General features: G+C 39.4%; 10 protein-coding genes. 5 read left to right on the forward strand and 5 right to left on the reverse strand.

Annotation, left to right across the window (positions count from 1 at the left end):
* Nucleotides 1-23: 23 nt before the first annotated feature.
* The 4 genes from A5889_RS12220 to A5889_RS12235 all read right to left on the reverse strand — a co-directional run bounded on the left by A5889_RS12220 (nucleotide 24) and on the right by A5889_RS12235 (nucleotide 4,490).
* On the reverse strand, nucleotides 24-479 hold the full coding sequence (locus A5889_RS12220; RefSeq protein ID WP_087642145.1) for a GNAT family N-acetyltransferase: 456 nt from the start codon (nucleotides 477-479) through the stop codon (nucleotides 24-26).
* 237 nt (nucleotides 480-716) lie between these two features.
* Nucleotides 717-1,862 (reverse strand): ArgE/DapE family deacylase, encoded by a 1,146-nt coding sequence (locus A5889_RS12225; RefSeq protein WP_087642146.1) that lies wholly within the window; start codon nucleotides 1,860-1,862, stop codon nucleotides 717-719.
* Nucleotides 1,863-1,896: 34 nt separating this feature from the next.
* Complete coding sequence (locus A5889_RS12230; RefSeq protein WP_087642147.1) at nucleotides 1,897-3,294, reverse strand: MFS transporter; 1,398 nt, start codon at nucleotides 3,292-3,294, stop codon at nucleotides 1,897-1,899.
* 2 nt (nucleotides 3,295-3,296) lie between these two features.
* On the reverse strand, nucleotides 3,297-4,490 hold the full coding sequence (locus tag A5889_RS12235) for a M20 family metallopeptidase (RefSeq protein ID WP_087642148.1): 1,194 nt from the start codon (nucleotides 4,488-4,490) through the stop codon (nucleotides 3,297-3,299).
* Nucleotides 4,491-4,679: 189 nt separating this feature from the next.
* Between A5889_RS12235 and A5889_RS12240 the strand changes: the two genes are divergently transcribed.
* Both A5889_RS12240 and A5889_RS12245 read left to right on the forward strand, forming a co-directional pair.
* Nucleotides 4,680-7,019 (forward strand): helix-turn-helix domain-containing protein, encoded by a 2,340-nt coding sequence (locus A5889_RS12240; RefSeq protein WP_087642149.1) that lies wholly within the window; start codon nucleotides 4,680-4,682, stop codon nucleotides 7,017-7,019.
* A gap of 71 nt (nucleotides 7,020-7,090) precedes the next feature.
* Entirely contained in the window at nucleotides 7,091-7,564 is a 474-nt protein-coding gene (locus A5889_RS12245; protein WP_087642150.1) for a glutathione peroxidase, read from the forward strand.
* A 125-nt stretch (nucleotides 7,565-7,689) separates the two neighbouring features.
* Here the strand turns inward: A5889_RS12245 and A5889_RS12250 are convergent, their stop codons facing one another.
* Nucleotides 7,690-7,776 carry a type I toxin-antitoxin system Fst family toxin gene (locus tag A5889_RS12250; protein WP_140405355.1) on the reverse strand — a complete coding sequence of 29 codons (87 nt, stop codon included), beginning with the start codon at nucleotides 7,774-7,776 and terminating at the stop codon, nucleotides 7,690-7,692.
* 184 nt (nucleotides 7,777-7,960) lie between these two features.
* Between A5889_RS12250 and kdpF the strand changes: the two genes are divergently transcribed.
* Genes kdpF through kdpB form a run of 3 tightly spaced genes read left to right on the forward strand, consistent with a single transcriptional unit; the run spans nucleotide 7,961 to nucleotide 11,800 of the window.
* Nucleotides 7,961-8,041: a K(+)-transporting ATPase subunit F gene (gene kdpF, locus A5889_RS16500; protein ID WP_087642151.1), complete on the forward strand. Its 81-nt coding sequence runs from the start codon at nucleotides 7,961-7,963 to the stop codon at nucleotides 8,039-8,041.
* A complete protein-coding gene (gene kdpA / locus A5889_RS12255; protein WP_087642152.1) occupies nucleotides 8,038-9,720 on the forward strand; it encodes a potassium-transporting ATPase subunit KdpA in 1,683 nt (560 codons plus the stop codon). The genes kdpF and kdpA overlap by 4 nt, the downstream gene beginning before the upstream one ends.
* Nucleotides 9,721-9,739: 19 nt before the next feature.
* The gene (gene kdpB / locus A5889_RS12260) at nucleotides 9,740-11,800 is read left to right on the forward strand and encodes a potassium-transporting ATPase subunit KdpB (protein WP_087642153.1); all 2,061 of its coding nucleotides are present in this window, start codon (nucleotides 9,740-9,742) and stop codon (nucleotides 11,798-11,800) included.
* Nucleotides 11,801-11,827 lie beyond the last annotated feature (27 nt).

Below are 11,827 nucleotides of genomic sequence, written 5' to 3' on the forward strand. Positions count from 1 at the left end.
AAGCAGCTGCAGTTAATAATTGACTATAATAGTGATTTTTCATAATGGATCCAAGAATCAGTTCTTTCCCCGAAGGAATCATAAAGTTTTTGGGCGCCAAGGTTATTTATGTGAGTTTCCCAAACCATACTAGCACAATTATTTTTTTCTCCAAAAAAGATACATTCTTGAATAAGTTTTTTGCCAATGGCTAATCCTCTATAATCATTATCAACAAATAAGTCATTCATATTGATGACTTTCTTTAAATTCATTGTGCTGAATGAATAATATAAGGTTGCAAAACCAACGATTTTTTGATCGATCTCAGCAACCAACTGGCAACCTAAACAATCAGAATCAACGAGATGTATAATATGTTCCTCTATTTGGTTTCTGGTTACATTTGGTTTTAGAATACTCAAATTCATATACTTCTGCATTAATGTAGTTAATTCTGGAAGATCTTTCATTTCTGAGCGTCTAATATATATTTCCATGTTATTACCTCCTTTTTCTTAATACTAGTTTATTGTAAATGATTCTTCAATTGACGAGTGAGGTTCTTAACAGGAACTTAAAATAGTAAGATCATTGTAGCTATTTAGTTAAAAATGAACGAGGTTGAGACTAAAAGCAGTTAGCTTCGAGAAATAATCTACTTTTTTCTCACCATTTATTCGAATTTAGAGGCCGGGACAAAACTTTTTTTAGTTTTGTCTCGGCCTCATTCCACTTTATTTCAAATACTCTTTAGCAATCGATTCATTGATCGTGATCATTTGGTAAAAGTCATCGATATTTACAAATTCATTTGGCTGATGAGCGTATTTTGTTTCACCAGGACCTAAGATCAAAATAGGAAAATCTTTTTCTACTCGTCCAAATTGTGAACCATCTGTATAGCCAGTCATGCCGAAGGTCTTCGCAGGTTTACCTATTACTTTAGAGACGACCTCTTGTGTCAAGACGGTAAATGGATCGTCAAGCTCTGTTCTCATTGAAGGTAAATCGTTAATGAACTCGATTTCCGCTTTAAACCCCGGAACAGTTTCAGTCAGTTTGGCCAGCATATCGTTGAATTGTTGTTTTAGCTCAGCGTGATTTTGTGCTTTGATCGTGCGGATATCGATTTCTACTGTACATTTATCGGGAACAACATTGGTGCCGTTACCACCGTTGATAATGTCCAGACTAGAAGTAGATGCGCCCACTAATTCATCGACAGATTTAGAGAAATCAAAGGTTTCTTTAAATGCATTTAATACCAAAAGCATATGTTCGATTGCGTTGACACCTTGATCAGGCATAGAACCGTGCGCTGTTTTCCCGTAAGTTGTGATTCGAGGCCATAAAGCACCTTTATGAGCCACACCGATTTCTACATTTGTTGGTTCACCAATGACTAAGGCATCAAGATCGTCAGCATAGCCTTCATCGACTAATTGTCCTGATCCGATCGCGCTTGTTTCTTCCCCAACCGTCGCTAAGAGTTTGATACTACCTTTAAACTGACTGCCCGCTTCTTTTAAACGGATCATAGCTACAACTGCTGCTATCAGCCCTGACTTCATATCGCAAGTGCCTCGGCCGTAGAGCAAGCCATCTTTTTCAACTGCTGCAAATGGATCTTCATCCCAAGGGATTTCTCCGACCGGCACAACATCCATATGACCAGAAAAACCTAAAACAGGACCAGATGCAGTGCCTTTCAACGTAGCGACCAACTGGCTTCGTCCGTCACTGTAAGTCACTTGCTCACAAGGAATATCATAGGAGTTGAATAGCGCTTCAAGCTTGTCAGCCACTTGCTTTTCTTCTCCTAAAATACTTTTGATTTGAACGACTTCTTTTAATAATTGTAATGCTTCTTGATTGTTCATCCGTATTTCCTCCAATTTATGAAATAAGACTAATTTAATTATGTTTTTCTTTTGGAATGATAAAAAGAATAGAGCCTAGTGCTAATACACAAAACAGGATATTCGTTAGTAGTCCGCCTGTGGCACCTAATGTGTAATTCCCTGATGCACTCAAGCCGTTATAAACAGCTGCAGAAATTGCTACGCCGAGTGCGCCGCCTAGAGAGCTGGCCATTTTGTAAATACCGGATGCAACCCCTGCTTTTTCATTCGGTACACTTGAAATCGCTGTATCGGTAGACGGTGTTGCATACATACCAAGTCCCATACCAAACAAGCTATAGCCGATAAAAACAAGGACAAAATAAGCTGTACCTGTGATCATGGTCAACGCCATTAGACCAACACCTACACCTGAGAGAATGGTTCCCCAAAGCATCGGTTTTTTAGCACCGATCGTTTGCAATAATTTTTCCCCAATACGGATCGTGATCAACACTAAGCAAAGGTAACCAATAGAAAGCATTCCTGTTTTAGCTGATGAAAGGCCGCGTCCTTGTTGGACATACGTATTAATAACGATCAATGTTCCAGCGACAGCGTTTAATAAGAAGTTTGAGATCGTCGCACCGAGATAGCCGCGGTTTTCAAAGAGTGAAAATTCTACGAAACTGTTGTCGATCGCTTGTTCAACTTTGTAAAAGGCGATCAATCCAGCTATTATGATGACAGCTAAAATCAAGACGATCGGACTGGTCCAGCCTAATTCAGAACCTTTAGAAACAACGATATTCAAAGCGACCATTGAAATAATAAAGAGAAGCAAACCAACTGTATCGAACTTGCTGTTGCTGTTTGTTTCGACTTTGCTTTCAGGAGTACCGAAGATCAATAGTGCGCTGATAATAGAAATAATGATTGAAAAAACAAATACATAGCGCCAACCTAAAGAACTAGCGATCGCTCCGCCGAAGAAAGAACAAAAGCCTGAACCGCCCCAAGAACCGATCGACCAGTAGCTTAGTGCCCGTTGGCGGTCTTTTCCCTCATAATACGTTTTTACTAAAGCCATTGTCGCCGGCATGATACAAGCAGCGGATAACCCTTGTAAAATACGACCACCGATAAATAACGCTGGACCATGGGCCGCGACTAATGCACCTGACCCGATCACACTTAAAATCAGACCGATATAAGTCAATTTCATTCTGCCTAATTTATCGGCTAAACCGCCGGCAACGACGATAAAGATACCGGAGAATAACCCCGTCATAGAAATACCAATGCTTAAAATACCTGATGAAACCCCTAAGTCACGCTGAACATCCGGAGCCATATTGAGTAACGATTGAGCGAATAACCAATAGGTCAATACGCTCAAAACGATCCCAACTAATAATTTATTTGTTCCTTTATATGCTGCAGTTTCTGCTGTGTGTGCTGTTGCTTTCATGATTAAACTCCTTCAGATAAGTAATGTAAAACGGCTGCTCCCATTGATTTTGCTGCGATCAGCAAGCAGTCTTCATCGATATAAAATTTAGGATGGTGATGTGGATACATCGGCGTGCCTTCTTTATGCGCGCCAACGAAAAAGAAACAACTTGGACGTTCTTTGGCATAATAAGCGAAATCTTCAGAAGGTGTTTGCGGACCGCATTCTACTAAATGTTTGATTTCGGGAATTTGTGCTTCTGTAAGTGCTGCTGCGACCATTTCAGTTGTTTGTTCATCATTGACACAAACAGGATAATCATTGGCATAATCAAGATCGTACTCAATACCAAACGCCTTGCAGACACCATCTAAAATTTGTTTAAATTCTTTTTCCACGATTTCACGTGTTTCTTCCTTCATGATCCGTACATCGCCTTCAAGAGTAACGGAATCTTTGATTACATTCGCTGACCCTTTGCCATCAAATGAACCGATCGTTACAGTGGCTGTATCGAAAGGATCGATGCGGCGGCTGACGATCGTTTGGACAGCAGTCACGAATTGTGAAGCAGCAACGATCGTATCGTTTGCATCCTGAGGTGTTGAACCATGCCCGCCTTTTCCTTGTAAAACGACTTTAAAGGTTGCACGGCCGGTATGAACAGAGCCTTTGTGATAAAGGACATCCCCTAAAGGCATCATACTCATGACATGGATACCTAAAACATGATCCACACCGTCTAAACAACCGGCTTCGATCATTCCTTTGGCTCCGCCTGGCGGAACTTCTTCAGCAGGTTGATGAATGATTCGGATCGTACCAGGCAGATGATCTTTCAGCTCGATCAAAGAATCTGCTAGAATCATCATGTAAGCGGTATGGCCATCATGACCACAGGCATGCATCACGCCATCAGTCTTAGAGGAAAAATCCAGACCTGTATCTTCTTGGATCGGCAAAGCATCAAAATCTGCTCGAATTGCCAAAACAGGTCCTTTTTTGCCGCCATGAATATCGACTAAAAGACCATTTCCGCCTCCGATATGTGTTTTTACTTCACAATCTTTGCCCGCATAAAAGTCAGCAATATATTGTGCAGTCTTGGTTTCATGAAATGATAATTCTGGATTCTCGTGAAAATGTCTGCGAATCTTGATCATTTCAGCTTCTTTTTGTTGAAGCAACGTAAATAATTGGGTTTTAATATCCATTCTTTGTGAATCTCCTTTCAAATACACTCCATAGTTTATACCTATTTTTGACTAAGACAATGCGGATATTTTCATAAATTCAGGATAATTTTTATTAAACAAAATATGAGAAAAGAAACAACTTGTTAAAGAACGATATTTTCTGAAATGTGCTACAATATTAGAGAAATCTGATAAAGGAGCAAACAAATGATTGCAAATGAAAATTATCGCGTTCGTTATCATCAATTGACTGATGAAAGACAAGAGTTAGCCAAAGAAACAACGATTCTGCTCGTTTTAAAAGGAGAATTGTCGATTACGATAGAAGAAAAAAGCGAAACGATCCAAGCTGGAGAACTGTTTGTGATCAATGCCAGTGATTATTTTGTCTTGAGTAGACAGACACATGAATCCTGCTTTTATATTGAATTGACTATCAATAGTCTGTTCTTTGCTTCCCAGTTTCCAGCTTTTTTCTACACCTACTTTGATTGTCGACCCAAGCAAAAAGAATATGGGAAATTGCATGCGGTTTTATCCTTAAGAAGACAGATTGCTGAGTTATGTTTAGTCAAATTCAGTGAGGAATCCGCTAAGCAATTAAAAGCTTCGTTATACTTGACCCAAATTATTTTGTCTTTGGTACACAATTTTCAAAGGGAAGAAGAGAGTACGGCGCTACATTCAGAAAATCAGACATTGAGAGATATCTTGGAATATATCGAAAATAATTATCAGAGAGGAGTGTCTTTAGCAGAGACGGCAGAGCACTTTTTTATGTCAGAACCGACATTATCCAAATTTTTTAAAAAGGAGACAGGTGATTATTTTTCCCATTATGTTCGATCACTTGCGGTCAAGCATAGCTTAACAGAGCTGCTTTATACGAAAAAAAGCATTGAACAAATTGCTCTTGATGTAGGGTTTCATAGCAGTAAGACCTATCGGGAACAGTTCAAGAAGCTTTTTCAGGTGTCGCCAACAGACTATCGTTTCGCCCATTTATCTAAAAAAGAAGTCAGCCCAACGCTGCATTTGAAAGCATCTACTGCTGATTTAACGATCAAAGAAATTTTGCCCCCATTATATAGCTATCTTCAGACGACGTTAGAAGAAGCTCAGAGCTCTGAGCTTTCATTAAAAACTAAGCAATTACAGATTACTTGTGAAAAAACAGTGACAGATTATCAAAAGAAAGAAGTGATCATCAAGGTCGGTACTCTGGAAAATTTAGCGTTGAAAAAGGTGCAAGAAGAGCTTATTGAATTGAATGAACAAATAGGAATCGATTACATCAGTGTGCATTCCTTATATGCTCAGTTGCCGCTGACAGTTCAGATTCATCAAGAAGCTGGAATGAACTCTTTCCCAGCCTTTGAAAAGCTGGATTGTATATTGGCATTTTTGAATGAACATCGATTCCGCCTATTTTTTCAACTATCATTGCCAAAGTTCAGGGCAATGGGTGCCTATGAACGAGAAAATTATCGTAAATTTTTCAGACATGTTCAAAGTACGTTCGGTAAACAGATGTTGACACATTGGAAAATCAATTGCCGGTTTGAAGAGCAACAGACAGACAATTATCATTCTGAGTTTTTGGAGCTGAAGAAAATCATAGATAGCCAATTTCCAGAAATCGAAATAGGCGCAGAATTGTCTTTAGATGATCCATTCTTTGAATATGATGAGTTGAGCTCATTCCGATTTTTCTTTAAAGAAATTGCTCCTTTTTGTAAATTTGTTTCGTTTTCGGCGGAACCGAATTATGTGTTTAGGAATTTAGACAGCACGTTTCCCGATTTGAAGAATTATCATCAATATGTGCTGAATAAAACATTCTATATCAAGCATCTCATGAAAGAGTTTGACGTGAAATTACCCTTGTATTTAACGGAGTGGAATACATTGACAGGAATGACGCGTATCAGTAACGGTACATTTTTTAGAGGAGCGATCGTTCTAAAAGATTTGTTGATGTTGACGCCATTACTACAGGGCTATGGTTTTTGGCTGAATATCGATTTATATGAGGTCAACACTCAAAATCGTCCGCTGAAAAATGATGGCTTGGAACTTTTTCATTATCATAGCGGCAAACGTCCAGTGTATTTTTGCTTATGGCTAGCACGTCGACTGGGTGGAACTGTTGTAACGGCAGGAGAAGAGTATATAATGACACATAACAATGGGAAATATCAGCTATTACTGTTCAATACTAATTATTTTGACCCGCACCTTTCTACGGAGGAAGCTTTTTTAAAAAGCCATTCGGTAAATATCGAACTGGATCTATCGAAAATCAAGCCTGCACAATATCAGGTCAAGCAAATTGAGTTTAATCGCTACAATGGCGCATTATTTTATACTTATGAAGAATTTAAAAATGCGGCGTCACTTGATCTGGAAGCACAGGAATATATTATGAATAAAAGTCGGCCTAAGATGAGAGTATTTGATGTACACATTCAAGAAACCTTTCATTACTTTGTAACATTAGATACGAACGGCATCGTTTTGCTGGAAATGACTCCGATTTATTATTGAAGCGTGTATTCTTGACGAATCTCTTTTTACTAGCTAGTATTTAGAAAAGAGTATAGAGAGGATGATAGAGGATGAGTATTTATGACTATCAAGTAAAGACGACTGACAACGATACAGTTTCGCTAGAGAAATACAAAGGGAAAGTCCTGTTGATCGTCAATACGGCGACCGGCTGCGGTTTTACTCCACAATATGAGGGATTAGAAAAATTATATAAAGAGTATAAAGAGCAAGGATTTGAAATTCTGGATTTTCCTTGTAATCAGTTTGGGCATCAAGCGCCAGGAACGAATCAGGAAATCAGCGATTTTTGTCAATTGACGTATCAAACGACCTTTGAAACATTTGGAAAAATCGATGTGAATGGCGAAAATGCTGACCCATTATATGCTTTTTTAAAAGGCGAAAAAGGCGGACTTTTAGGTGGAGCGATCAAATGGAACTTCACGAAGTTTTTAGTTGATCGTGAAGGCAAGGTCGTGAAGCGCTTTGCACCAACAGTAGAACCAGAGAAAATCGCTGGGGATATTGAGAAATTAATGTAAAATATAACATTCTTCTTGATGTTTAAATGCTGATCATGGTATACTACCTTTGAAAGCCAAAAACATCAAGTACACAAACCCCCTAGAGCTTGGGACTCTAGGGGGTCTTTTTTTGTCGCCTATTTTCACTTCTTCTTTCTGTTATTTAACCAATACTCGAATAGAGCAAGCAAAATTCCGACAAGAAGTGGACAAAGAAATGCCAATAACATCAAGCACACCTCCTTTCAGTCGCAAAACTGTAAGAAAAGGCGACAAAATAAAATACGCATAAATACGGATAAATAGGTTCTTCTTCACGTATAAAGATTCTATAAAGAAAATCCCTCCACTTTAACACTATCTTTATATAAAAACTGATATCATTTTTTTATCAAATGAAGGAGAGGAATTTTGATGACGATTATTTCGGGTATTATCGCAGCGTTATTGCTTATTTATTTATTTTACCAACTACTTTGGGGGGATCAACAGTGAGTACTATTTTGATACAGCAGTTCTTCTTTTTTATTGTGCTGATAGGGTTAGCGATTCCATTAGGTGTTTATATGAATAAGGTCATGACTGGACAGAAAACATTTATGACAAGGATACTTGCGCCAGTTGAGACAAAAATATATCAGTTTTTAGGCAGTCCGGCACAAAAAGCGATGACCGCAAAACAATACGGTGCAAGTGTAGTGTTTTTCAGTTTGTTCTCGTTTTTACTGCTGATGGGTATGCTTGTGACACAGGGGTTTTTACCGCTAAATCCAGAGAAGATGCCAGGAATGAACGTGTCCCTTGCTTTTAATACAGCGGCAAGCTTTGTAACAAATACGAACTGGCAGGCGTATGCAGGAGAAGAATCATTATCGATTTTTAGTCAGGCATTTGGCTTAACCGTTCAGAATTTTGTTTCTGCTGGTGTAGGAATTGCCGTTTTATTTGTTTTACTTCGTGGTTTTGTGAATCGGACAACGAAGCAGATTGGAAACTTCTGGCAAGATTTAACGAGAATCATTTTATATGTATTATTACCACTCTCTTTTATCGTATCGCTCCTTTTGATCTCTCAAGGTGCTGTTCAAACCTTTGCTGGATCGGTTGAAACAACGAGTTTAGAGCTTGGAGAAAAAATCTTTTTACCGTTGGGAACTGTAGCCAGTCAAGTTGCGATCAAACAATTAGGAACAAATGGTGGTGGCTACTATGGTGGAAACTCTGCTTATCCTTTTGAAAACCCTAATTTGATCAGTAATTTTATTGAAAATATTTCTATTTTACTGATACCAGCAGCTTTGATCGTTGCTTTTGGATTATTCGTCAAGGATTGGAAACAAGGCAGAACGATCATGATCGTGTCTCTTGGTTTTTTGATCGCTGCTTTGATCGGTGTGACCTTGAGTGAATATTACGGACCACAGTTTCAGCAAGTGATCGGTCAAATGAACCTTGAAGGAAAAGAAACACGCTTTGGTATTGGCTGGTCAAGTTTATGGGCTGTTAGTACGACTGCTGCGTCAAATGGTTCGGTCAATGCGATGCTAGACAGTTTCACACCGCTGGGCGGTTTGCTGCCGATGTTTTTGATGCAGCTTGGTGAAATCATCTTTGGCGGAGCTGGCAGTGGACTTTATGGCATGATCGTCTTTATTTTACTAGCCATTTTTATTGCAGGTTTATTGGTTGGACGAACGCCCGAATATTTAGGGAAAAAAATCGAGCCTTTTGATATGAAAATGGTTTGCTTAGTGATTTTGACTCCGCTGTTACTGACCTTGATCGGAACAATGTTGTTTATTTTGAATCCTCAGGCAATGAGCTGGTTAGGTAATCAGGGCCCTCACGGATTTTCAGAGATCCTCTATGCCTTTTCTTCATTAGCAAATAATAACGGAAGTGCATTTGCCGGATTGACTGTAGATACGCCATTTATGAATTTACTAGGTGGTGTGATCATGATCTTATCTCGTTTTATTCCTATGTTGGCAGTGATTTATTTGGCCTCTAATTTAGGGAAAAAGAAAATCGTTGCCACAGGATCAGGCTCATTATCAACAACGAATGCGACCTTTGTGACGATGCTGATCATCGTGATTTTAGTCGTAGGAGCACTAAGCTTTTTACCAGCAATGGCATTAGGCCCGATCGCTGAACATTTCATAACTAAATAAAGCAAAGAAGGGGAAAAAATTGAAAAAAACACAAAGTAAACGCACCGTTTATTTAGACGCTTTACGATCTTCCTTTAAAAAATTAGCTCCCGCTGTTCAAATAAAAAATCCTGTCATGTTGGTTGTTTACCTCGGCGCAATGCTAACGACCGTTCTTTATATTTTGACCTTTACAGGATACACAGATACAGAACCATTCTTTATTTTGGCAATCGCATTGATTTTATGGTTGACGATTTTATTTGCAAATTTTGCTGAAGCGATCGCAGAAGGAAGAGGCAAGGCTCAGGCAGAAAGTTTAAAGCAGGCAAAAAAAGATGTCGTTGCGCATAAAGTTGCTTCAGTAGAAGACGCTGAGCTGAAAAAATTCAGCGAGGTCAAATCATCAGAGCTGAAAAAAGGCGACCTCGTTTACGTTTGTGCAAATGAACAAATTCCTATGGATGGCGATGTGATCGATGGAGCTGCCTCTGTTGATGAAAGTGCGATCACAGGAGAATCAGCACCAGTGATCAGAGAATCAGGAGGTGACCGAAGTGCAGTAACAGGAGGGACAACGGTCGTTTCTGACTATTTGGTGATCAAAGTAACAGCTGAAAATGGCGAATCTTTTTTAGACAAAATGATTTCTATGGTGGAAGGAACCGAACGTAAAAAGACACCAAATGAAATTGGTTTACAAATCATTTTGATCATGTTGACGATTATTTTTCTTGTTGTTTCGGCTACTTTACTGCCATTTACTAAATTTTCCAGTGAATTGGTTGGAAATGGCTCTGCATTAGCATTGACTGTGATCATCGCGTTATTGGTATGCTTGGCGCCGACAACGATCGGTGCATTAGTTTCTTCGATCGGGATCGCGGGCATGAGCCGTTTGAATAAAGAAAATGTGATCGCCATGAGCGGACGGGCAATCGAAGCGGCTGGAGATGTGGATATTTTATTACTAGATAAAACAGGAACGATCACCTTAGGGAATCGTCGCGCTAGTGAATTTATCCCTGTAGCAGGGGTGTCTGAATATGAACTGGCGGATGCAGCACAGCTTTCTTCTTTAGCGGATGAAACAGCCGAAGGTAGAAGCATCGTCATTTTAGCAAAGGAAAAATTTGATATCCGCGGACGTGAGCTTAATCATGTAGACGTTGAATTTATTGAGTTTACCGCTAAGACTAGAATGAGCGGCATCGATTATCAAGGGGATGAAATCCGTAAAGGTGCGGCTGATACAATGAAAAATTATGTGGAAGAAAAAGGCAATCAATACCCTGAAGAATGTGATCAGATCGTCCAACGTGTAGCCAACGAAGGCGGAACACCGTTAGTTGTTGTTAAAAACAATCAAGTATTTGGCGTGATTTATTTGAAAGATATCGTCAAAAACGGAGTAAAAGAAAAATTTGATGATCTACGTAAAATGGGGATCAAAACGATCATGATCACAGGGGACAATCCGATGACTGCTGCAGCAATTGCTGCAGAAGCTGGTGTAGATGACTTTCTGGCAGAAGCAACACCGGAAAATAAGATGAGCTTGATCCGTGATTATCAAGAAAAAGGGCACTTGGTTGCTATGACCGGAGATGGGACGAACGATGCGCCAGCGCTTGCTCAAGCAGATGTTGCTGTTGCGATGAATACAGGGACGCAAGCGGCTAAAGAAGCCGGTAATATGATCGATCTGGATTCCAGCCCGACGAAATTGATCAGTATTGTTAAGATCGGCAAACAGCTGTTGATGACACGTGGTGCATTGACGACCTTTAGCATCGCCAATGATATCGCAAAATATTTCGCGATCATCCCAGTGTTATTTTTCAGTATTTATCCTTCTTTAGAAGCGCTGAATATCATGAAACTGACAAATCCGACAACGGCTATTTTATCAGCGATCATCTATAATGCATTTATCATTGTAGCGTTGATCCCTCTTGCGTTGAAAGGCGTTCCCTATAAAGAAAAGCCAGCTAGTCAAATTTTGCGTCACAACTTGCTGGTATATGGTTTAGGCGGAGTAGTCGCACCGTTTGTTGCGATCAAATTGATCGACCTTTGTCTCACATTTTTATTGTATTAGTTCGTAGTTTATATAAAGAGGAGAGAA

It is taken from the genome of Enterococcus sp. 9D6_DIV0238, from assembly GCF_002174455.2.
Classification (GTDB): Bacteria; Bacillota; Bacilli; order Lactobacillales; family Enterococcaceae; genus Enterococcus_L; species Enterococcus_L dunnyi.